Source organism: Haliea atlantica (genome assembly GCF_054779855.1).
This window is the reverse complement of record NZ_BAAGXL010000019.1, coordinates 47,610-68,702: the sequence shown is the minus strand read 5'-3', so window position 1 is coordinate 68,702 and position 21,093 is coordinate 47,610. Positions and strand designations below refer to the sequence as shown.

The window sequence follows — 21,093 nt, the reverse complement described above, 5'->3', positions numbered from 1 at the left end:
TATTCGGGCTCAAACATCGGCCCCGCTCCGGGCCAGGTAAAGGGTCGCTCCCGCTACCCATGCGGGAAGTTTTGCCAGACTGCACTGAGCAGAACCAGGTCAAAGCGGTGGCTGCGAGCCAGTTAAGCTCGCGATCGAATCCGCTGCGGAAGCGCCAGACACACCGGAACGGCCTGTAGAGTTGATAGCGGGGTCACGACTGTCAATATTTGTGAGCTTCATCGCTGCTAACGCCAACGGGCGTCCACCCACTCCTACTGCCTACTCACAACCTCCTAACCCCCACATCCCCCACATGCATAAACCGCCCGGGCGTGCAGCTCAGCAATACCACCTGGGCATCCCCGCCAGCCGCGGCAATCGCCGCCCCCATACTTTGCAGGCGCGCGGGATCGGAGAAGCCCAGCGCGTCGTCGATGATTACCGGTACACCGCCATCATCCGCGACGATGCGGGCGGCGGCCAGGCGGGTGAGGATGCCCAGCTGCTCCTTGGCGCCAATACTGAGGGAGTCGAAGGGCACGGTCTGGCCATTGCGGGTGACGTCGAGAATGGTCCAGTCTTCCGCCAGGGTGACGTCGAAGTCGCTGCCGAAGACGATCTTGCCGAGGCTCTGGATACCGTCCCGCAGGGGTCGCACATAGGCCTGGCGGGAGGCGTCGCGATGCTGGTTGAGGGTTTCCCACAGCAGTTTCGCAGCGGCCGCCCGACGCTCGGTGGCGGTCAGGGTGTCCTCGGCCTCTTCCAGGGCCTGCTCGGCGTGCTCCAGCTCCTCGAACAGGCCGTTGGCCTGGGCGCGGTCGAGGCGGCTTTTCAGTACCGCCTGCTCCTGCTCCAGCTCGATGATGTCGCGCTCCGCCCGCTGGAAAGCCTTGGTTGCGTTGTCGAGTTGCAGCCGGGCGCTTTCGGGGTCCGCTGCCTTGAGTTCGTCGCGCAGCTGGTCCAGCTCCCCGGCAATCGCGTCGAGCCTGTTCTGCTGTTCCGTAACGGCCTGCTCCAGGATCGCGTCGGGCCGAGCCTCGGATTCCCGCTTCAGACTGGCGCGTTTCTCGTCCAGCACGCTCGCCAGGGCATTGGCCTCGGTGTTCGCCTGTTGCTGGTCCGCCTGGGCCCGAGCCAACTCGCCGCGCTGCTGTTCCAGCCCGCCGGTTTTGCGCTCCAGGTCCGCCTCACACAATTCCAGCGCCTTGCTGGCCTCCTCGAGCCGCGCTCGGGCCTCCTGCGCACTGGCGGGAAGGGGCAGGGCGCTATCGCGTTGTGCCAGTGCGTCATCACAGGCCTGTTGCAGGCGCCGGTACTCTGCCTGCAGGCTGTCTTCATCGCTGCCCTGGAGGATGTCGTCGATGCGACCGCGCGCTGCCTGCATGGCCTGCTCGGTATCCACCCGCCGCTCATCCTGGGTGATGGCCTGCTCCACGCTGCCAACCTGGTAGCGCGCCAGCAGATCGTCCAGCTCTTGCTGCCGCGACTCCACCTCCTCCGCCAGATCCCCGGCGGAGGCAGCGGGGGAGACCCGCAAGCGCGCCAGCCCGGGCATATCCACCTGCAGGGCAGAGGCCACCTGACGCTCGAGTGAATCACCGGCAGACAGCTCCAGCGACTCACCGTCGAGCTGCAGTTCCAACCCCTGCAGGGCCTCGATTTCCAACCGGGTGGCGGCGTTGTCGCGGGTTCGGCGGGCCACCTCCAGGGCACTGGCGGCCGCCTGGATAGCCTTGCGCCCCTCGGCGGTGATGTGAATGCCGGCCAGGGTTTCTCGCAGCTTCTCCACCTCGTCACGTTGGGCCTGGACCCGCTCCCGCAACTGCTGCAGGCGCGAAAGTTCGGCAACGTCCTGCAGGCAGCGGGCATCCTGCTCGGCCTGGACTCGAGCCTGCTGCAACTGGCGGCGCCGGTCGCGAAGGCCACGCAGCCCACTTTCAGCGGCCTTCACAGCGCGCTCCAACGCTTCGGCCTGCTCGGCCAATGGCTGCAGCGCGGTCCTCTTCTCTTCCAGCTCTGCGCTGCGGCGGACAACCTCCGCTCCGGCCAGCTGCCGCTGCTCCCACTGACTGCGGGCGTGATCCAGCAGCTGTTCCAGCGGCTTGAACTCCTCCTCTCGCGCCGCCAGGCGATGCTGCAGGCTGTCCACCGCCGCCCAGCGTTCGGCGTGTTGATCACGAGCCGACTTGAGCTCGGGCAGGGCGCGCTGCAGGCGGACAATCTCCGCGGAAACGCCCTCGAAGCGGCGCAGGTCCTCCTCCAGCTCCTGCCCCTGCGTGCGCAGGTTGTCGACCTTCGCGGTATAGTCCGCCACCCGCTGCTGCTCATCAGCAAAGCGCGGCTTGCCGCTTTTCAGGGTGAAGTAGCGCTCGTACTCCGCCTGTACCGCCCCGAAGAGGGCGCTCTCCTCGCCGCTGACGCCGCTACCGCCGGCGGCGTTGTCCAGCGCCCGGGCCAGGCCGTCGGAGTCGGAGAGTTTCACGCCACCGATTTCCTTGCCCTGTTCCACCAGCAGCGAATCCCACAACGCGGTGTCGATGTGGCTGCTGAGAATTTCCCAGGCGCGGTTGTGAGCGTCGTCGCCGGTGAGCTGTTCCGCCCGCGGCGCCAGGATGCGCAGCTCGGTGCCGTGCTTGCGGTTGTAGGTCTTGGCATAGGTAAAGTGGTATTCACCGCAGCGCACCTCCGCGGAAACGCTACTGCCCACGTCTTCGCCCACCGGCTGCACCGCCTGCACCTGCTGCTTCTTCGAGCCGGACTTTTCCCGGAATAGCATGCGCAGGGCTTCCACCAGGGAGGACTTGCCGACTTCGTTGGGGCCCTCGATCAGGGTGACGCCGTCGTCAAAATCAATCTGGCTGTGACTGACGCCGCGCCAGTTGTCCAGGGTCAGGCTGATCAACTTCATGCGCCTCGCCCCCCGTGCGTACCCGCGGCGCCGCCTGCCAACCGGTACATCAAACGCAGGGCGTCGCTGGCGGTTTCATCCACAGCGGATTGCGCCAGCAATGCCTTCCAGGTGGCCTCGGCGTAACCGCTGAGGGCAATGGCGTTGTCGTCCAGTTCGTCGGGCACCACCGCGAGGTCGGTGGTGCGCTCCCGGCGTTTGAGGCTGGCAAACAGGTGTGACTGGTCTTCCAGCAGGGCATCCAGCTCCGCCGCCAGCGCCAGGTTAATACTGCCGGTAAAACCGACCTTGAGTACGCTGCACTCCTTGCCGCGGATGTCCTCCAGCCACTGGGCGAAGGCGGCCAGATCATCGGGGCCGTTGATATGTCGCTGTTCGGCCAGGAACACCCAAATGCCGGTATCCAGGGTCGTCAGGTGGCAGTTGTCCCCCTCCAGGTCAACCAGCAACGCCTGGTTGGGGGCCACCTCGTCAAAATCCGTGACCAGCGGTGTCCCGGAGTAGCACAGGCGCCCGCTGTTGCCGACCTCCGTCAGGGAATGCCGGTCGCCCAGCGCGACGTAGTGGACCCGGCGCTCCGCCAGGGCCTGCTCCAGTACAGCCTGGCTGACCACGCCGGGCTGTCCCTGGTCAGGTGCCAGGGAATCCACCTGGCCGTGGCCGAGCAGGATACGCGTCACCCCCGGTGCGGGCTCGAGGGTTTTCAGGGCCTGGGTGCAGAGGTCCGTCGCCGGCCGCTTGCTGAACCAGGGTGCGCCGACCACCTCCACGTTGACCAGGCCCGGTACCGGGATGGGGTTGCTATCACTGACCACAATGAGGTGACCGCGGGCTTGCTCGCGAAAGGTCTTGCTGCGAAAAATCGATGAAGCATCCAGGGGGTCGTGGTTGCCCGGCAGCAAAAACACCGGCACCGGCACACTGTTCAGCGCGTCCAGGCAACGGCTCAGGGTCTGCGCCGACAGCTGGTTTGACTCGAACACGTCACCGGCCACCACCATGAACTGCGCGCCGTGCTCCCGCGCCAGCTGCCCCAGGTGTCGAATGGCATCGATGCGCGCCTGGCTGTAGCGGGCCGCGGCTTCCTGGCTGAGGAAGGCGCGGGTCATGCCGATCTGCCAGTCGGATGTATGGATGAACTTCACGCGGCGTTATTCCCCCTGAATTTTTCAGTATGGGCGAAGCAAGCGAATCTGCCCACACAGGCCCTGTTTGACTTTGACGGGGGTCACATTACTGGCGCACGCCGGGACTGGCCATAGTGGATGGGCATACATGTCGTGTTTTCGGGCAGATAATGGCAAGCGTGCTGAACGAGGACTATGCTGAATCCCAGGCAGACGTACAGGCAGAGCTGATGGCGGAAGCATTCGGGTTCTACGCGGACAACATTGTCACCAGGGATTACCTGAATGCCACTCTGCGCGCAGCCATGACCGAGCTGGAAGCCAGACTGGAAGCCAAACTGGACGCCCGCCTGAACCAGCAGGACGTCAAGCTGGCAGCGATAGAGGCAACCATGCAGGGTAACTTCCGGGTGCTGTCGGCGCTGATGGGCGTGACCCTGCTGGCAGTGGCGGTGCCAGCCATTCAGAGTGCCCTGTAGTACGGCAAGAGTGCAGCAAGGACCTGCTGACGTCGACGCGCATAGCCAAGCGGAACAGTAGACCACCACGGACCTGTCATCCACGCTGGGGCTACAAGCGTAAAGCATGGGGTAGACGTCGCCCATGTTGAGCCGCCGCGCTCACACAGCCCCCGCAAGGAATCCTGCATCATGCCACTGCAAACCTTTCGTCAACGCGCGTCATTATGCAGCCTGCTCCCCGCCCTGATGATTGCCGCCCCCGGCTCCCAGGCAGAGGATATTCATCAGGCCCCCGCCAGCGCCTCCGCCAGCGATTTCATCCAAGTCTTTGAAAAGCTGAGTGGTACCCACCCGGGCGTGCGCAAGGGCCACGCCCGCGGGGTCTGCGCCGAGGGCCACTTCACCCCTGGCAATGACGCTCGCGAGCGCTTCGACACACCGCTGTTTGACCAGATCACGCCGGTGGTGGTGCGCTTTTCCATGGGGGGTGGCAACCCGGACGCCGACGAGCGCACCCGGGCACCGCGCGGGATTGGCGTGAAATTTCTGCTCGAGGGCGAATCGCCCCACCACATCGCCGGTCTCACCACTCCGGTGTTCGCCGGGAAGAACCCGCAGCAGTTCCTCGGCCTGTTGCGCCTGAACCACCTGATTCAGCAGGGCGAGGCAAGCGCCGAGGACCGCGAACGCTACCTGGAAGAGAATCCGGAAGCGGCCCGCCAGGGCCGCTGGCTGCAGGCGCACCCGCCGGCTGCGGAGTACACGGCGGCCACCTATTTCGGCATTCACAGCTTCCTGGCAGATCGCAGCGACGGCCAAATGCAGGCCTTCCGCTGGCAACTGGTGCCGGCTGCGGGCGAACAATTGCTCACCGAGGAGGAGCGCGCCACCCTTCCAGCGGCCTTTCTGGAGGATCGGCTGAACAAGCGTCTGGCGGAAGCGGGCAGCATCGACCTGCACTGGCAGTGGGTGCTCGCAGATCCGGAAGACCCGATCAATGATCCCTCCCTGCAATGGCCCAATGACCGGGAGACTATCAGTGTCGGCACACTGACCCTGAGCGGCGCCGGCGGTGTGGCCTGCGAGCCGGTCAACTTCGACCCCAACCAGCTGACCCGCGGCATCAGCCCCAGCGATGACCCGGTGCTGGCCCTGCGCTCCGCGGCCTACGCCATTTCCTTTGGCAAACGGCTGTCAGGCCAATAAAGGGTTTGAAGCACACCGCCTGCCGCTAGCGCTGCAGGCGCACCGGCATCTGCTTGAAGCCGTGGATATTGTTGGAGCGGATGTACACCGGCTCGCCGGTGGGCTCTATGCCGTTGAAGGCGCGGAAGAACTCCTCGAAAAATATCCGCGCCTCCATACGCGCCAGGTTGGCACCCAGGCAAAGGTGGATACCGTGGCCAAAGGCCAGGTGCGGGTTGGGGTCGCGGGTGATGTCAAAACGCATTGGGTCGGTGAAAACCTCATCATCGAAATTCCCCGAGCTGTAGAGCATCACCACCCGCTCGCCCGCGGCAATGGTCTGGCCGCGGATTTCGGTGTCGCAGGTGGCCGTGCGACGGAAATAGTGCAGCGGGCAGGTCCAGCGCAACATTTCCTCCACCGCCAGGGGCAGATTGCCAGCATCCGCTTCCAGCGCCCGGTAGAGGTCGGGCTGGTTCAGCAGCTGGTACATGCCCGAGCTGATCAGGCCGCGGGTGGTTTCGTTGCCCGCCACCGCCAGCTGTACGAAGAGGGAGGCAAACTCCATCTCCGAGACCCGGTGGCCGTCGATCTCCTGGTTCACCAGCAGGGATACCAGGTCCTCTCCATCACCCTCGCGGCGCTCGCTGGCCAGGCTGTAACCGTAGCTGCCCATCTCCACCGAGGCCTGGGTCACTTCCTCCGGCGTCCCGCCCAGGTCGGGATCCGAGCCGGAGGTCTGCAGATCTGACCAGCGCCGGATCTGCGCCCACATCGATTCGGGAATATCCAGCAGCGAGCAGATCACCGCGGTGGGCAGGTCGCCGGCCAGGTCGTCGACGAAGTTGATCTCCTCGCCCACCGGGGCCCGTGCCATCACTGACCGCGCGATCTCCCGCACCCGGGGTTCCAGTGCCGCCAGGCGCCGCGAGGTAAAGCGGCTGATCACCGCGCGGCGAATCGGACCGTGGTTGGGCGGGTCCATCCCCAGCAACTGGTTCTGCGCCATTTCCAGGATGTCCGGCGGCAGGTCGTCGACCATGACGAAACCCTGCTGCGCGGAGAAGGTCCGAAAATCCCGGGATACCGCGACAATGTCCGCATGCTTGCTCAGGATCCAGTAGCCCCCACCGTCGGGATGCGCGTGCCAGTAGACCGGTGCGTGTTCACGCAACCAGGCAAACTGCTCGTGGGGGATACCCCGGGTATAGCTGTCCGGGCTGTAGACATCAATCTGCATGTTCACGCCACACCGTAACGGTCGAAATTGCCAAAGAAGCAGTACTCGAACAGGCCGTAACCCACCTCGCCGGAGCTGAGCTCGAAGCGGGCCGAATTGTCCACCAGGCCGAACATGCGCTCCTTGTCCTGCTCCACATCCAGGCTGAAGTGTTCCACCACTTCCTTGCCCTTGTACATGCCGTGCTTCCAGTCCGGCTCCAGCCCGTAACCGGTACCCACCATCACCCAGACATGGGTGAGCGGGGTTACCGCGACTTCCAGCGGCCCGCCGGGTGCATCCGGGAAGCGGATCACCGAACGGTCGATAAAAGACTGATAGGGTTTCGCCACCACCAGGTGGTGCTCGTGTTCCGGACGCCCCAGCCACTCGGTCTCGCGCGCCGGATCCTTCCACACCCGCACCGCGTCCTCGAGTACCCGCTGGCCGTCGTTGTGCTCGTTGACGATGTAGAGGATGGAAAAGTCGTCAAACTGCATCGGCGCGTAGTTCCACATGCCCTCCATGATCGGGGTACCGGCGTGCACACCGGGCGGCTCGAACTCGCCCACCGGGCGAATGCCCCAGGAGCGGTCGCGGCTGCCCTTCCAGCGGTCCGGGGTCACCTCGAAAGTCTCCTCGCCGATGCGCAGGCTGCCACTCCAGCAGCCGGTCTGGGCGAAGCGCATGCTGTCGAACAGCACGCGGCCGTGCTTGCGAATGTAGTGCCGCGGCTCCTGGTAGGCGGGAATCGCGCCCTCCCAGGTGATGTCCATGGCCAGCGGCTGCCCGGGGCGCTCCTCGACGATGAAGCGCACGCGTTCCAGGCCCTTGATCACCTCGATGCGGATTGGGCCTACTGAGGTGTCCATGCGGTCGTGGCCCAGCTCCCGGGAGCCGCGCACCACGTGGTGCTTGTCACCCCGGCGCACCACCACGAAGGCATCCTGGACATCCAGGGTCGGGTACTGGCCCATGCCCATGACCATGAACAGGTCGTCACTGGAGGCGTGCAGGTTGAAGTAGTAGCGGTCATAGAAATTGCGGTCGGAGGTGCCGACAAAACGCATCAGGTCGGCGATCTGGTGTAGCGGGTAGTCGTCCATTTGTGACAGCATGGGGCACTCCAGACTAATTATTATTAGTCCAGCATAACGCACCCTGCGCCAATGCGACAGATACCCCGGGAGACACCGCAGTGACAATAAAAATCGACGGACCCTTCTATGCCCAGCTGGGCGACGCCGCCGCGGAAGCGCGACGGCTGGCGGCGATCGGCTACGACGGGCTGTACACCCTGGAGGGCAGCTCAGATCCCTTCCTGCCGCTGGTGCTGGCGGCGGAGCACGCCCCGGGGCTGGACATCGCCACCGGTATCGCCGTGGCCTTCCCGCGCAACCCGCTGCACCTGGCCTACCAGGCCTGGGACCTGCAGCGCTACAGCGGCGGCCATTTCCTCCTCGGGATCGGTTCCCAGGTGAAGGCGCATATCGAGAAACGCTTCGGGGAGGACTTCGACCCGCCCGCGCCCCGCATGCGCGACTATATCCTCGCGCTCAAAGCCATTTTCACCTGCTGGCAGGAGGGCACACCCCTGGACTACCGGGGCCGCTTCTACCGGCATACACTGATGACACCGATGTTCAACCCCGGCCCCAACCCCCATGGCGTGCCGCCGGTCATGCTCGGCGCCCTCGGCCCGCGCATGACCGAGGTGGCCGGCGAGGTTGCGGACGGCCTGATCGTGCACCCCTTCAACAACGAGCGCTTCCTGCGGGAGCAGGCCCTGCCGGCCGTGGAGCGAGGCCTGGCGCGGGGCGGGCGAGAGCGCGGGGACTTCACCCTGCAGGTGAACGCCATCGTGGTGACCGGGGAGGACGCGGCGGCACGGCAGGCCGCCGACGCCAGCGTGCGCGGACTGCTGGGCTTCTACGCCTCCACCCCCGCCTACCTGCCGCCCATGGCCGCGATCGGTTACGCCGACCTGCAGCCGGAGCTGAACCGGCTCACCAAGCAGGGCCAGTGGGAGGAGCTGGGGCGCCGCATCGACGACGAGTTTGTTGACGCCTTCGCGGTCAGCGGACACCCCGGGGATATCGCCGCGGGCCTGCTGGCCCGTTACGGCGACTGCGCCGACCGGCTGGCCATCTACGCCCCCTATGCGGCCCCCGACTCGATGTGGGGGGAGATCCTCCAGGATCTGCGGCGTCTGCAAGGCGCGGGGTGACAGCACCCACGCGCAGGCACACCGTGCGAAGCGGGATGCGCCTGCGGTTTCAGCGGTTGGATGTCTCCATCAGTTTCCAGAGCAACCCCGGCGCCAGGCGCCGAATCCAGCTCAGCACGGCAGCCTCGCCCGGCCGCACCACCCACTTGCCCTTCTCCAGCGCCTGCTCGATGGCGTCGAGAATCTTCTCTGGTGCCGACAGGCGACCCGCCTCGCGAGACTGTCTGAGGCTTTTTGGTCCCCCCTCCAGGGCCTGGTTGACCAGCGGCGTGTTGACCGCCGGCGGACAGACCAGCAGGAAGCGGATGCCGCTGTCCTTGTTTTCGCGGTAGAGAATCTCGGCGTAGGTATTGGTGGCGGACTTGGTGGCGCTGTAGGCACCGAGGTTGTGGGTCAGGACATCCCCGGCCATGGAGCCGAAGAGGATCATGTCGCCGCTGCCGCGCTCCAGCATGCCGGGCAGCACCGCCTTGCTGACGTTGACCGTGCCCCCGTAATTGATCGCCATCATCCGGTTGATGCGCTCGCTGGGCATGTCGACCAAGGCACCGCCGGGCATGATCGCAGCCGCGTGGGTCAGGCGATCGATGGGGCCCAGCTGCTCCCGCACCGCTGCCACCATCGCCTCGACCTGCTGTCCATCGCTAACATCGCAGGTAAAGGTGGTGATGTTGGGCGACCGGGATGCAGTCTCTTTCAGGCCCTCCTCGTTGAGGTCCACCGCCGCCACCCGCACGCCCTGTTCCGCCAGGCGCGTGGCGGAAAGCTGGCCCATGCCACTGGCGGCCCCCGTCACCAGCGCCACCTTGCCGTAAAATGCCATCCGCCGCTCCCTTCCCCTTCAATGAGTGATGACCGACCCGCAACAGGTCGTTACGCTGTCTTCTCGCCGATCAATTCTTCCAGCAGGGCCCGGTGCTGGAACAGGTCCTCCACCTGGTCGGGCCTTTCGATTTCGCCAAAGTGGACCTGGCGGGCCCCGGTACGCATGAACACGCAGCCCCAGAGTACCGCGCAATAGGCCTGGAACCAGCTGAGGTCACCCAGCTCCACACCGGTCTGCTCCGTGTAGCTGGCCCGCACATCTTCCTCGCGCAGTATGTGCGGCATGCCGGGCATCTCGAACAGGGTGGTGATGCTCTGGAATACCCGGTGCGCGAAGATCATCCAGGCAACATCCAGCTCGCGCGGACCCAATGCGGTCATTTCCCAGTCGAGCACCGCCACCGGCTGGAAGTCGCGGTAGAGGGTATTGCCGAAGCGGGCATCGCCCCAGAGCAGGACCGGCTCGGCGGCGTCCGCCTCGGCGGGCCAGTTGGCCTCCAGCCAGTCGAAGGCGCGGTCGAGGAGGGCGGAGCGGCCGATATCCGGCACCGCAAACTCGTACCACTCCCGGCACCAGTTGACGTTGCGCCGCAGCGCCGTGCTGCCCTCGCGCCCTTCATCGAGAAAGGCGAAGGTCTCGGCTGCCTTGGGAATGGAGTGCAGCCTCGCCAGGACACTGACAGAGGCGTCCTGAAGCTCGCGCTGGCGTTCCACGGGCGCGTCGTAGAACCAGTTGTCACCAAAGGTGTAGGGCAGCACGTCCGGGGGCACGATGCCCTCGACATGGTCCATCAGGAAGAAGGGCGTGCCCAGTACCTCGCCGGTGGGCTCCATCCAGCGCACACGGGGCACCGGGATGTCGGTCAGCTCGGCCACCCGTCGCATTACCTCGCGCTGGTGGTCCAGGCGGTAACTGGGAAACACCGGCACGTCCTCGTGGGCGGGCGCCACCCGGGCAACCCAGCGCTCGCGCCGGGCTTCGCCGTTGGCCTGCCACTCGGCGGCCAGCACCAGGGTTTCGGAAGACATGCCATTGGCGTCGATGCCGCTTTCCAGGCTCACCTGCGGCGAGGCACCAGCGGGCAATACGGTCGACAGCCACGCGGCCAGCCGGTCGGAAAGTGTGGAAATGTCACGGCTGGAACGCTGGAGCCGGTTTTCGGGAGGAGTCTGTGCAGTGGCCATGGTGCCTCTTCCAGGCTTGTCTGCATTCACCAGCGTGCAGCACAGCCTGCGCTATTATTGTTGCAACCATAAAAGCAGAGTCGCGCAACGATCACAAGCCCCGGCACGACCTGGCCGGATCCGTCATCTGTGCTGGCCCCGCGCACCCCAATCGGGCCATCATGGCCGCTCACAACCCGGGAAGTTGGCAAGGAAGCATGCACACTCTGTTCTGGCGCTCGATCGCTGTCACCGCGCTACTGCTCGCGGCGGTGGGGCTGTTACTGCCGGTCATGCCCACGGTGCCCTTCCTGCTGCTGGCAGCCTGGGCCGCCTCCCGGGGCTGGCCGGAGCTCGAGGAATGGTTGCTGAACCATCCGGAGTACGGACCGCACATCAGTGCCTGGCGTGAAAATGGTGCTGTTTCCCGGCGCGCCAAGTGGCTGGCCACGGCCATGTGTGGTGGCAGCGCAACCTTTCTCTGGCTTTCCGGCGCACCGCTGGCTTTTGCTGCGGGCGTCACGACAGTCTTCGTCGTGGTGCTCACCTGGCTGTGGTGGCGGCCCGAACCGTGAGTGATGCCAGCGATACTTCACCGCGCTCGCGCCTGCTGCGTCTGGGTCAGCGCCTGATCCAATCGCGGCACGCACTCTGGGGGCTGACCCTGGCGTCTTTTCTCGAATCCACCGTCGTTCCCATTCCCCTGGAGGCCCTGCTGATCCCGATGATGCAGGCCCGGCGCCGGCAGATGTTCCTGTTTGCCCTGCTGGCCCTGCTCGGCTGCCTGGCGGGTGCCGCCCTGGGCTATGCCGCGGGACTGTGGCTTTTCGATGTCGCGGGCGATCAGCTGATTGCCTGGTTCAGCACGCCGGAACAGTTCGAGCGGGCAAGGCAGGCGATGGAGAGCCGGGGCTTCTGGTTCGTCCTCAGCGTCGGTGTCACCCCCGTGCCCTTCCAGACTGCCATGCTGGTCTCCGGTGCCACCGGCTTTTCCTTCGGGCTGTTCATGCTCGCCTCGGCGCTGGCACGCGGACTGCGCTACTTCGGCCTGGCCCTGCTGGTGTACTGGGCCGGCGATCAGGCGGAAGCCCTGTTCCGGCGTCATACCCGCTGGGTGTCGGCGGTGTTGTTGGTGGCCTTCGTTCTGGTTCTGTGGCTCAGCTAGGCAGGGCGGTTGGCCGACCTGTGCCGCTGGTTTAAGCTCTGCGGCAACTCCTGAATCGAAATGGATGTCCCATGCGCATTGATTACCAGGCCACCCGCCGCAGCCTCGAACTGTCCCACGGTACCCTCAACTACCACGAGGTGGGCAGCGGCCCCTGCCTGCTGATGATCCACGGCTCCGGACCCGGGGTGACCGGCTGGGCCAACTTCTCCGGCAACCTCGGCTGGTTCTCGCAGCGCTTTCGCTGCCTGGTGGTGGACCTGCCCGGCTACGGGGGCAGCCAGCCACTGGCAGGCGACCCCATCGCCGGAGCCGTGACCGCCTGCGTAGAGTTTCTGGATGCACTGGATGTGCCCGAAGCCCACGTGATCGGCAACTCCCTGGGTGGCATGGTCGGCTCGCATATCGCCGCGGCCCACCCGGCGCGGGTCATCAGCCTCACCTGTATCGGCGGCATCGGTCTCAACCTGTTTGCGCCCTTCCCCGCCGAGGGGGTCAACCTGCTCACCGCCTTTGCCGAGGAGCCGAGCCGCGAGCGCCTGGAGGCCTGGCTACGTTCCATGGTGCACGACCAGAGCCTGGTTACCCCGGAATTGATCGATGCCCGCTGGGAGCAGGCCATGGAGCCCAACACCCTGGCCGCCACCCGGCAGATCTATTCCCGCGAGGGCATCGGCCAGATCGCTGCCATGCGCGAACAGTCTCCCACCCGCGCCATCGAACACCTGGCCAGCATCCAGGCGCCCACACTGCTCACCTGGGGTCGCGACGACCGGGTGACGCCCCTGGATGCCGCGCTGCTGCCGATGCGCCTGATCCCCCTGTGCGAGCTGCACACCTTCCCCCGCTGCGGCCACTGGGCGATGATCGAGTGCAAGCAGGCTTTTGAAACCCTGGTAATGAGCTTCCTCTGCCGCCAGGAACCGGAGGGTCCTGCGGGGTGAAGAGCAGCCTGCAGGAGAAGATCGAGCTGGAGCACGATGCCGCCCGCATCTTCATGCGTCTGTACGAGCAGCGCAGCGGCCAGCCGATGCGACACATCTGGCACAACGAGCCCAGCAAGCCCGATGTCTCCTGCTACCTGAACGGCGACCGCATGGATCTCGAGGTCGCGCACATCTACGGCAGCGAAACCGAGGCCATGCTGATACTCGGCCGCGAGGCGAATATCCGCACCCTGGAGGCCCTGCATCGGCTGACGGAAGTCCCGCTCGGGGAGCGCCTGCTTGCCGCGCTCAACGCCGTGCTGGCAAGCAAGGCGGGCAAGCACTACGACAGCGAACGGGTCTGGCTGGTGATCCGCAACGCCAACCCCCTGTGGTCGGCGGAGGAGCTGCGGGCCTGCCGCGAGCGCATCACCCTGCCTGGGCAACATCCCTTTGAGCAGATCTGGGTCATCGGGGACATGGCGGGGGAGTCGGGTATCCTGCAGCTCTATCCCGCCGACTCACCCAGTAAACACCCATCTGCACCGCGCCAGTAGGCCGGCTATACTCTTACCCCGGTACAGCTTCGTCCGGCCTGACGCGCAGCAGGTGAGCTGCGACACGTATGCCCGGACAGACACCGACACTGGCATCAGGAGGTGAGACCGGCCTGTGACAGGAACCATCCCATTCTCCGGCAACCACCGGCGGCAGACGGCATGAGCGACACCCTGCGCTTTGGTTGCTGGCAGCTCGACCCCGCCCTCGGCGAGCTGAGCGGCGACGACGGCACACGGGTCGCCCTGGAGCCTCAGACCACCCGGTTGCTGGCCTGCTTTCTGGCCCACGACGGCGAGCTGCTCAGCCACGACCAGCTGGTCGCGACAGTCTGGGATGGGCGGGTGGTGTCGGATGATGCTGTCCGTCGGGGCGTATCCAACCTGCGCCATGTACTTGCGGATTGCGGCCTGCCCCGGTGCATCCGCACGGTGCACCGACGCGGTTATGTCGCCACGTTCCCGCAGCCGGTGGCAGCTGAGCCACACGAGACAGCGCCCAGCGCGCGTCGCTGGCCCCGCTGGCCACTGCTGAGCGGCGCGCTCGCCCTGGTGCTGATCGCCGGGCTGCTACTGCTGCGCGAAGCGCCCGCTCCCTCGTCGCAGCTCGAGGTGGAGCACCACATCGCGGTACTGCCATTTATCGACCTCAACCCCGGCGAGGACACCTTCTTCGCCGACGGCCTGGCAGAGGAGCTACTCGGTCTGCTGTCCCGCCATCCTGCCTTCCGGGTAACCTCCCGCGGCTCGTCCTTTCGTTTCCGCTCCAGCGAAGCGGACCCGAAGGCCGTGGGAGAGGCGCTGGGAGTCGACTACCTGATCGAAGGCAGCGTGCGGCGCGAGAATGAGAGCCTGCGCATTGGCGTACAGCTGGTCGACACGAGCAATGGCCAGCAACTCTGGTCGGGGCGCTACGACCGCAGCTTTGCCGAGCTGCTGCGGGTGCAGGACGATATTGCCCGCAATGTCGCCCGCGCCCTCCAGGTGGTGCTGGTCCAGGGTGCAGAGGCAGAAGAGGCACCCGCGCTTGGCCGGGAAGTGCACACGGACTATTTGCGAGCGCGGCGGCTGGCGGCTGGCGGCAGCACCCGGGAACTGGAGCAGGCCATCGATTTGCTGCAAGGCATCACCAGCAGCCGGCCGGACTTTGCCCCGGCCTGGGCCGCGCTGGCGGAGACAGTCCTGCTCAACACGCGAAGCCAGAGCCCGGATACATTCCAGTCGATCGGGGCCGTGATCGAGCCCCTGCTGGAACGCGCGCTCTCCCTGGATCCCGACCTCGGGGACGCCTACGTGACCCGCGCCCGCCTCAAGCGGAATGACCCCCAGGGCATGCTCGCGGACCTGGAGCGCGCCCTGTCACTCAACCCCAGCCACGCTGCCGGCCACGCGCTACTGGCAGAGCTCTATCACATGCAGTTGAACCGATCCGATCTGGCCCTGCAAGAGATCCGCCAGGCCCGCGCGCTCAACCCCCTGGAGCCACGCAATCACTACGCCGAGGCCTATCTGAAGCTGGACCAATGCGACTTCAGCGGCGCGCGCACACTGGCACAGCGGGCACTGGCAGTGGATGCGGACTACATTCCCGCCATTGCCATGCTGAGCCACGTCGATGCCCTCGAAGGCCAGCTGGCCCGCTCCCATCAGCGCCTGCTGAAGGCCTATCGGGAAGACCCCCGCAATCAGTGGCTGCGCAACATGCTGGTTATCAGCCACCTGAACCTGGGTGACCCGGCCGCCGCCCGCCAACTGAATCAGCCACCGTTCCGGGTCTCAAGCCTCTACCTTCAGCGCTACAGTGGGTCAATCGACAGCCTGGCCCGCCAGATGTTCGCCGCAACGGGTGATGATCTGATGTTCCTGGGGCGTTACCACCAGGCGGACTACGCCCTGGCCCACAGCATCCATTCGGGCGACCCGGACCCGGCCCGGGATTTCCTCCAGCAGGTACATGGTTTCGATGGCACCCTTCCCGCGAACCTGCCCGTCTCGAAATTGCGCGAAACCCTGGTCATGCTGCTCGCCTGGCACGCCCCAGCCCCCTCTCCGGAAGGCAGGCAATCCATCGAGCAAGCACGCACGCGGCTGTCGCAGGAGATGATGTCCCTCCCTGCGTGCAAGATCGCACCGCACGCCCTGTCGCTGGCATTGGCCGCAGCGGTACTGGGCGATCGCGAAGAAGCCCTGGCCCAGCTGGAAATCACCACGCGCCAGACCATGGTGGAGCCCTGGATCTGGTGGTCGGTGCGCAGCTCACCGGCCTTTGCCGACCTGCGGGGGATGCCCGGTTATGCGGCGGTCATGGAGCGCCTGGTAGCCCCGGTTCAAAGCCAGCGGGCTGTACTGGCCGCCCGCTCACTCCCAGCGACCACTGCGGAGACGCTGGCCGCTGCCGACGCGGTGCATCCAGTAGACCCAGCCGGCGACCACACCGCGATCGGTCTGCACCGGAACCAGGCTACGCTGGTAGAGTGAGCGGCGGCCAGGGCGAAAAGCCTCCAGCCGGTCCACTGCAGGCAGGTCGCGACGGGGGTTGACCAGCGTCACCAGTTCCCCGTGAACCAGGTCCCAATCCCCCTCGGGCCGGGCAAATTCCAGCGGGGAGGCTGTGCGCTGCTGCTGCAGATCTGATTCCGGATCCCCACTACCGTTGAGCAGAACCTGCTGCGGGGCAATTTCCAGGGCGGGGAAGCCATATTTGAGCCCATAGAGCCGCCCCCACACCCGCGCATCCTCGATACGCGCGGGCGAGGGGACGTAGTTCGCGTGATTGTGAAAGCCGCGTTTCAGGCTACCGTACACAAACAGCTGCAACATCGCTTCAGCGCCGGCCCTCACGCTCGCGAAGGCGCTGCTCGGTGATCGGACGCATCAGCTGACTGTTGCGGTCCCAGTCGGGCAGCGCCCGGGGGCGGAGCGGCGGGTGAGGCGGGCGCGGCGGATGGCGAAAAGGGTAGTAGACCGGCGGCAAGTAGACACCCTGCCGTATCTCGCCGGGCCCATCGTCGGCAGGTGCCGGGCTTGGCGGCGCCAGAACCACGACGGGGGAGCGCTGGGCTTCCCGCGCGCTGCGCTCGGCCACCAGCCGGTCGGTGGTTTCCCGCAGGGCCTCGAGATCGGCACGCACCTGCGCCGGGTCCACCGGCTGAATCGGCGCAATCTCCAGCTGCCTGACTGCCACCCCTTCGGCGGGCGGCGTATCGGAGAATTCCACCACGCCCTGCTCGTTGACCGTGCGGTAGACACGCGTCGTCCCCTCCTGCCCCCTGGCCGGGAAGGAAGCCAGAACCACCAGACTGCAACTCAGAATGACGCGCCACATGCCGACAGTATAGACCCTTGCCGCGGCCGTAACGGACATGCCTCGACAGCCAATAACAGGCTGAAATTCTGAACTCGCCCGCTACGGCCCCCCTTCGCCACCCCGCGAGCCCACCAAGGGTTGATCTGGATCAAGCCACTTTCACTTGGCCCGTCCTATAACGCAATTGAGGTATGAGCCGGAACCGCCGAAAGCAGGATATTGCACCCAACGGCAATCACGGCCTCACAAGGAGAATCGCCATGACCGCACAACAACTGACAGATCGCGAGCGCCTCTACACCGCTGCCCGCCAGATGGTCCCCGCCCTGCGCGAGCGCCAGAAAGAAGCCGCCAGCCTCGGCCACCTGCCGGAGAGCACGGTGCGCGACATGCAGGAAGCCGGCTTTTTCCGCATCATGCAGCCCAAGCGCTACGGCGGTTACGAGATGGAGCCGGAAGTATTCTTCCGGGTGCAGATGACCCTTGCCGAGGGCTGCATGTCCACCGCATGGGTACTCGGCGTCGTGGCGATTCACAACTGGCAGCTGGCCCTGTTTGACGATCGCGCCCAGCAGGATGTCTGGGGCGAGGACACCAGCGTGCTGATCTCCTCCTCCTACATGCCGGTGGGCAAGGTCACCCGGGTCGAGGGCGGCTACAAACTGAGCGGGCACTGGGGCTTTTCCTCCGGTTCCAAGCACTGTGGCTGGGCCTTCCTCGGCGCCATGGTCCCCCCGGAGAAGGAAGGCGAGGCACCCGACTACCGCACCTTCCTGGTCCCCCGCAGCGACTACCAGATTGTCGACAACTGGGACGTCAGCGGTCTCGAGGGAACCGGCAGCCACGACATCGTGGTGGAAGACGCCTTTGTGCCGGAATACCGCACCCACCGCTCGGTACACGGCTTCGAGTGCAACAGCCCGGGCAACGCGGTCAACACCCACCCGATCTTCCGTCTGCCCTTCGGCCAGATCTTCGTGCGCGCAGTCTGCAGCTCGGCTATCGGCTGCCTGCGCGGGGTTAACGACAGCTATATCCAGGTCAACAAGAACCGTGTCGGCCTGAACGACGGCAACAAGATTGCCACCGACCCTGACGCACAGATGGCCCTGGCCAACGCCATTGCCACGGTGGACGAGTGCGAAACCATCATGTTCCGCAACTTCGACCTCATGCTGGCGGCGGCCGAAAAGGGCGAAACCCTGCCCATGGAGCAGCGCATCAAGATGCGCTACGACGCGGCGCGGGTGGGCGCCAAGTGCGCCGATGCCATCAACGCCATGTTCATCGCCTGCGGCGCCCAGGGCATCCACCGCGGTCACCCGCTGAACCGGGCCTGGCTGGACATCAATGCCGGTCGCACCCACGTCGCCAACAACCCCTTCAAGTTTGGTCGCAACCTCGGCGGCACCTTGATGGGCCGGGAAAACACGGACTTCTTCCTGTAAGCGGGTAAGGATATGGATATCAAGGCACTGGCCTATGTACGCATCGAGTCCACCGCGCCGTCGCGCTGGGAGACCTTCGCCACGGAGGTGATGGGCATGGTGGTCGCCCCCCAGCATCGCTGGGGCGACAACCTCTATCTGAAACTCGACGACTACGCCTACCGCTACTGCATCGTACCGGGGCAGCAGGACCAGTTCCTCTGCGCCGGCTGGGAACTCGGCGGCCCGGAAGCCTGGGAGCAGGCACTGGCGGAACTGGACGCTGCCGGTGTCGACTACCGCCGCGGCAGCGACGAGGAAGCCCAGGAGCGCAATGTCACTGCCTTTGTCAGTCTGCGCGACCCCGGCGGCCAACTGCTGGAACTGTGCCTGCAACCGCGGCTGGACTACCTGCCCCTGCTGCCGAAGGTGCCGGTGTCCGGTTTTGTCACCGGCTACCACGGCGACATGGGCCTGGGCCATATCGCCATGGCCACCCCCTGCCTGGCGGAGACGCGCAGTTTCTATGTCGACCTGCTGGGCTTTGGCCAGACCGACTACCTGACGGTACCGATTCCGGGCGAGGAAAGGCCCCACGGGCTGCACTTCCTGCACTGCGCCAACCCGCGCCATCACAGCCTGGCCCTCTACGAGGACAGCCAGCCGCACCCGGGCAATCTGGTGCACCTGATGGCCGAGGTACAGAGCATGGACGACCTGGGGCGTTTCACCGATCGCGTGCACGAGACCGGCACCCGGGTGATTACCGGCATGGGGCGGCACACCAACGATCAGATGGTCTCGATGTATGTCGAGACCCCGGCGGGCTTTGCCCTGGAATACGGCTTCGACGGCGTGCAGATCGACTGGCGCCACTACACACCCACGGAAAGTACCACTACCAGCCACTGGGGCCACCGCTGGGGCCAGGGCTGAACGACACAGTCACGATAATTTGAGGGAAATACCATGACCGCAGAACAGAAAGTACAACCCTATCAGATCAAGGCCGAACCCGTTCCCGAGCGCTTCGCCCGAGGCTGGTATGTGGTCGGCAACAGCGCCAGCATCACCACCAAGCCGCGCATGCTGAAGGTCTTCGGCAGCAAGCTGGTGGCCTATCGCGGTGAAGACGATGGCGAGGTACACATTCTCGACGGCTATTGCCCGCACATGGGCGGCGACCTCAGTGGTGGCGAGGTCAAGGGTAATTCCGTGGTCTGCCCCTTCCACCTGTGGAGCTGGGGTTCCGATGGCGCCTGCGACCACATCCCCTATGCCAAGAAGATTCCCGCGAAGGCGGTGATCAAGTCCTGGCCGACGCTGGAAAAGAACGGCCTGGTATTCATCTGGCAGGACCCGGAAAACAATCCACCGATTCCCGAGCAGGAGCCCGAGGCCAACGCCGACTGGTATTCCGGCGAGTGGACCGACTGGGAGATGCGCGCCATTCCCATCGCCTCCCAGGGCCGCGAGCTGGTGGACAACATGGCCGACATGGCCCACTTCGGCCCGGTGCACTACTCGACGGTGAAATCCTTCCGCAATGAAATGCAGGGCCACAAGTTTATCCAGTACATGGTCGGCGGGCACCAGATCCTGACCGAAGGCGAGGGCGGCCTGATTACCAGTGTGGCCACCTACGAGGGCCCCGCCTACATGACCACCACCATGACCGGCAGCATGGACGGACACCCCATGCGGGTGCACCTGCTGGTCAGCCATATACCGGTGGACAAGGACAACTTCATCATCAACTTCGGTGTGATGATGAAGAAGGATCCGAGCCTGAGCCCGGAAGAAAACCAGGCCATGCTGGACGAGTACACCGAGAAGAACATCGAGTCCTTCCACCAGGATGTGGCCATCTGGAACAACAAGTGTGTCATCGACAACCCCTTGATGTGCGACGGTGATGGCCCCATTCACATGGTACGCAAGTGGTACAGCCAGTTCATGACCGACGTGGCGGAAATCCGCGAAGATCAGATCAAGCATCGCCAGCACGTCACCATTGACGGTCCTACTGTGGAGGAGGTCCTGGCCGCTCAGGGCCAGTAATTTCCGCCCAGGTCCTCTGGCGCCGGGCCCTTCTGCGGGGGTTCGGCGCTTTTTTATGCGCTACACTGTCCCCGGATTCGCTGGGAAAAGGTGCATGCAGGTCACCATCATCAATATGCTCGTGGTCGCTGCGGCGGTCGTCATCCACTACGAGTTTCTGCACTGGCTGACTCGCCTGTTACCGCGCCTGCGCGTCATGCACAGGGCCCGGATCGTCTGTGGCGTGGGGGGCGCACTGGTAGCTCACGCCATTGAGGTCTGGGTCTTCGGCATTGCCTACTACAGCATGATCAACACACCGGGTTGGGGTAGTCTGCACGGGGAATTCTTCCACGGCACCCTGCTCGATTGTGTGTATTTTTCCTTTACTGTTTTCACCACCCTGGGGTTTGGCGATGTCTATCCCGAGGGCAACCTGCGCTACCTGATCGGGGTGGAATCCCTCACCGGTCTGGTGCTGATCACCTGGACAGCCTCCTTCCTCTACTACGAGATGCAGCGCAACTGGAGCGGCGACTAGTCCGGCGGTGTCTCCGCACGCCACTCTTGGCT

General features: G+C 65.3%; 20 protein-coding genes. 12 read left to right on the top strand and 8 right to left on the bottom strand.

Annotated elements, in window-relative coordinates; all coding sequences use genetic code 11:
* Positions 1-265: 265 nt before the first annotated feature.
* Both ACYVGS_RS12080 and ACYVGS_RS12075 read right to left on the bottom strand, forming a co-directional pair.
* Entirely contained in the window at positions 266-2,890 is a 2,625-nt protein-coding gene (locus tag ACYVGS_RS12080) for an AAA family ATPase (RefSeq protein WP_460588941.1), read from the bottom strand.
* Positions 2,887-4,035 (bottom strand): metallophosphoesterase family protein, encoded by a 1,149-nt coding sequence (locus tag ACYVGS_RS12075; RefSeq protein WP_460588940.1) that lies wholly within the window; start codon positions 4,033-4,035, stop codon positions 2,887-2,889. Before ACYVGS_RS12075 ends, ACYVGS_RS12080 begins: the two co-directional genes overlap by 4 nt.
* A gap of 152 nt (positions 4,036-4,187) precedes the next feature.
* Here ACYVGS_RS12075 and ACYVGS_RS12070 point away from each other — a divergent pair, with 152 nt between their 5' ends.
* On the top strand, positions 4,188-4,496 hold the full coding sequence (locus ACYVGS_RS12070; RefSeq protein ID WP_460588939.1) for a hypothetical protein: 309 nt from the start codon (positions 4,188-4,190) through the stop codon (positions 4,494-4,496).
* A gap of 171 nt (positions 4,497-4,667) precedes the next feature.
* The gene (locus tag ACYVGS_RS12065) at positions 4,668-5,684 is read left to right on the top strand and encodes a catalase family peroxidase (RefSeq protein WP_460588938.1); all 1,017 of its coding nucleotides are present in this window, start codon (positions 4,668-4,670) and stop codon (positions 5,682-5,684) included.
* Between the two features lie 25 nt (positions 5,685-5,709).
* On the opposite strand, the gene ACYVGS_RS12060 is transcribed toward ACYVGS_RS12065, so the two are convergent.
* Together ACYVGS_RS12060 and ACYVGS_RS12055 are read right to left on the bottom strand one after the other, a co-directional pair.
* Positions 5,710-6,903, bottom strand: a complete 1,194-nt coding sequence (locus ACYVGS_RS12060) for a cytochrome P450 (RefSeq protein WP_460589257.1) — start codon at positions 6,901-6,903, stop codon at positions 5,710-5,712.
* 2 nt (positions 6,904-6,905) lie between these two features.
* A complete protein-coding gene (locus tag ACYVGS_RS12055) occupies positions 6,906-8,000 on the bottom strand; it encodes a hypothetical protein (RefSeq protein ID WP_460588937.1) in 1,095 nt (364 codons plus the stop codon).
* Positions 8,001-8,080: 80 nt separating this feature from the next.
* On the opposite strand from ACYVGS_RS12055, the gene ACYVGS_RS12050 reads away from it, so the two are divergent.
* On the top strand, positions 8,081-9,109 hold the full coding sequence (locus tag ACYVGS_RS12050) for an LLM class oxidoreductase (protein WP_460588936.1): 1,029 nt from the start codon (positions 8,081-8,083) through the stop codon (positions 9,107-9,109).
* Positions 9,110-9,158: 49 nt separating this feature from the next.
* Here ACYVGS_RS12050 and ACYVGS_RS12045 read toward each other — a convergent pair whose 3' ends face one another.
* Both ACYVGS_RS12045 and ACYVGS_RS12040 read right to left on the bottom strand, forming a co-directional pair.
* Positions 9,159-9,932: an SDR family NAD(P)-dependent oxidoreductase gene (locus ACYVGS_RS12045; RefSeq protein ID WP_460588935.1), complete on the bottom strand. Its 774-nt coding sequence runs from the start codon at positions 9,930-9,932 to the stop codon at positions 9,159-9,161.
* A 50-nt stretch (positions 9,933-9,982) separates the two neighbouring features.
* A complete protein-coding gene (locus ACYVGS_RS12040; protein WP_460588934.1) occupies positions 9,983-11,119 on the bottom strand; it encodes a phosphotransferase family protein in 1,137 nt (378 codons plus the stop codon).
* A gap of 197 nt (positions 11,120-11,316) precedes the next feature.
* On the opposite strand from ACYVGS_RS12040, the gene ACYVGS_RS12035 reads away from it, so the two are divergent.
* The 5 genes from ACYVGS_RS12035 (at position 11,317) to ACYVGS_RS12015 (ending at position 16,224) form a co-directional block, all read left to right on the top strand.
* Entirely contained in the window at positions 11,317-11,673 is a 357-nt protein-coding gene (locus ACYVGS_RS12035) for a YbaN family protein (protein ID WP_460588933.1), read from the top strand.
* On the top strand, positions 11,670-12,263 hold the full coding sequence (locus ACYVGS_RS12030; RefSeq protein ID WP_460588932.1) for a YqaA family protein: 594 nt from the start codon (positions 11,670-11,672) through the stop codon (positions 12,261-12,263). Before ACYVGS_RS12035 ends, ACYVGS_RS12030 begins: the two co-directional genes overlap by 4 nt.
* Positions 12,264-12,334: 71 nt before the next feature.
* Positions 12,335-13,207, top strand: a complete 873-nt coding sequence (locus ACYVGS_RS12025; protein ID WP_460588931.1) for an alpha/beta fold hydrolase — start codon at positions 12,335-12,337, stop codon at positions 13,205-13,207.
* Positions 13,204-13,746, top strand: a complete 543-nt coding sequence (locus ACYVGS_RS12020) for a hypothetical protein (protein WP_460588930.1) — start codon at positions 13,204-13,206, stop codon at positions 13,744-13,746. The genes ACYVGS_RS12025 and ACYVGS_RS12020 overlap by 4 nt, the downstream gene beginning before the upstream one ends.
* A 162-nt stretch (positions 13,747-13,908) precedes the next feature.
* Positions 13,909-16,224: a winged helix-turn-helix domain-containing protein gene (locus ACYVGS_RS12015; RefSeq protein WP_460588929.1), complete on the top strand. Its 2,316-nt coding sequence runs from the start codon at positions 13,909-13,911 to the stop codon at positions 16,222-16,224.
* On the opposite strand, the gene ACYVGS_RS12010 is transcribed toward ACYVGS_RS12015, so the two are convergent.
* Together ACYVGS_RS12010 and ACYVGS_RS12005 are read right to left on the bottom strand one after the other, a co-directional pair.
* A complete protein-coding gene (locus ACYVGS_RS12010) occupies positions 16,105-16,566 on the bottom strand; it encodes a gamma-glutamylcyclotransferase family protein (RefSeq protein ID WP_460588928.1) in 462 nt (153 codons plus the stop codon). The genes ACYVGS_RS12015 and ACYVGS_RS12010 overlap by 120 nt on opposite strands.
* A 4-nt stretch (positions 16,567-16,570) precedes the next feature.
* A complete protein-coding gene (locus ACYVGS_RS12005; protein ID WP_460588927.1) occupies positions 16,571-17,110 on the bottom strand; it encodes a DUF4124 domain-containing protein in 540 nt (179 codons plus the stop codon).
* A 203-nt stretch (positions 17,111-17,313) separates the two neighbouring features.
* Between ACYVGS_RS12005 and ACYVGS_RS12000 the strand changes: the two genes are divergently transcribed.
* The 4 genes from ACYVGS_RS12000 to ACYVGS_RS11985 all read left to right on the top strand — a co-directional run bounded on the left by ACYVGS_RS12000 (position 17,314) and on the right by ACYVGS_RS11985 (position 21,061).
* A complete protein-coding gene (locus ACYVGS_RS12000; protein ID WP_460588926.1) occupies positions 17,314-18,501 on the top strand; it encodes an acyl-CoA dehydrogenase family protein in 1,188 nt (395 codons plus the stop codon).
* Between the two features lie 12 nt (positions 18,502-18,513).
* Positions 18,514-19,416: a VOC family protein gene (locus ACYVGS_RS11995; protein ID WP_460588925.1), complete on the top strand. Its 903-nt coding sequence runs from the start codon at positions 18,514-18,516 to the stop codon at positions 19,414-19,416.
* 33 nt (positions 19,417-19,449) lie between these two features.
* A complete protein-coding gene (locus tag ACYVGS_RS11990; protein WP_460588924.1) occupies positions 19,450-20,541 on the top strand; it encodes a Rieske 2Fe-2S domain-containing protein in 1,092 nt (363 codons plus the stop codon).
* A gap of 94 nt (positions 20,542-20,635) precedes the next feature.
* Positions 20,636-21,061, top strand: coding sequence for a potassium channel family protein (locus tag ACYVGS_RS11985; RefSeq protein WP_460588923.1), 426 nt, complete (start codon positions 20,636-20,638; stop codon positions 21,059-21,061).
* The last annotated feature ends 32 nt before the right edge of the window (positions 21,062-21,093 follow it).

What these genes read in the sequence shown, in the direction of transcription:
- ACYVGS_RS12070 (WP_460588939.1), top strand. Translation starts at nt 4,188, where the DNA reads ATGGCAAGCGTGCTGAACGAGGACTATGCTGAATCCCAGGCAGACGTA.
- ACYVGS_RS12010 (WP_460588928.1), bottom strand. Translation starts at nt 16,566, where the DNA reads ATGTTGCAGCTGTTTGTGTACGGTAGCCTGAAACGCGGCTTTCACAAT.
- ACYVGS_RS12055 (WP_460588937.1), bottom strand. Translation starts at nt 8,000, where the DNA reads ATGCTGTCACAAATGGACGACTACCCGCTACACCAGATCGCCGACCTG.
- ACYVGS_RS12035 (WP_460588933.1), top strand. Translation starts at nt 11,317, where the DNA reads ATGCACACTCTGTTCTGGCGCTCGATCGCTGTCACCGCGCTACTGCTC.
- ACYVGS_RS12045 (WP_460588935.1), bottom strand. Translation starts at nt 9,932, where the DNA reads ATGGCATTTTACGGCAAGGTGGCGCTGGTGACGGGGGCCGCCAGTGGC.
- ACYVGS_RS11990 (WP_460588924.1), top strand. Translation starts at nt 19,450, where the DNA reads ATGACCGCAGAACAGAAAGTACAACCCTATCAGATCAAGGCCGAACCC.
- ACYVGS_RS11985 (WP_460588923.1), top strand. Translation starts at nt 20,636, where the DNA reads ATGCAGGTCACCATCATCAATATGCTCGTGGTCGCTGCGGCGGTCGTC.
- ACYVGS_RS12005 (WP_460588927.1), bottom strand. Translation starts at nt 17,110, where the DNA reads ATGTCCGTTACGGCCGCGGCAAGGGTCTATACTGTCGGCATGTGGCGC.
- ACYVGS_RS12025 (WP_460588931.1), top strand. Translation starts at nt 12,335, where the DNA reads ATGCGCATTGATTACCAGGCCACCCGCCGCAGCCTCGAACTGTCCCAC.
- ACYVGS_RS11995 (WP_460588925.1), top strand. Translation starts at nt 18,514, where the DNA reads ATGGATATCAAGGCACTGGCCTATGTACGCATCGAGTCCACCGCGCCG.
- ACYVGS_RS12065 (WP_460588938.1), top strand. Translation starts at nt 4,668, where the DNA reads ATGCCACTGCAAACCTTTCGTCAACGCGCGTCATTATGCAGCCTGCTC.
- ACYVGS_RS12015 (WP_460588929.1), top strand. Translation starts at nt 13,909, where the DNA reads ATGAGCGACACCCTGCGCTTTGGTTGCTGGCAGCTCGACCCCGCCCTC.
- ACYVGS_RS12000 (WP_460588926.1), top strand. Translation starts at nt 17,314, where the DNA reads ATGACCGCACAACAACTGACAGATCGCGAGCGCCTCTACACCGCTGCC.
- ACYVGS_RS12080 (WP_460588941.1), bottom strand. Translation starts at nt 2,890, where the DNA reads ATGAAGTTGATCAGCCTGACCCTGGACAACTGGCGCGGCGTCAGTCAC.
- ACYVGS_RS12040 (WP_460588934.1), bottom strand. Translation starts at nt 11,119, where the DNA reads ATGGCCACTGCACAGACTCCTCCCGAAAACCGGCTCCAGCGTTCCAGC.
- ACYVGS_RS12060 (WP_460589257.1), bottom strand. Translation starts at nt 6,903, where the DNA reads ATGCAGATTGATGTCTACAGCCCGGACAGCTATACCCGGGGTATCCCC.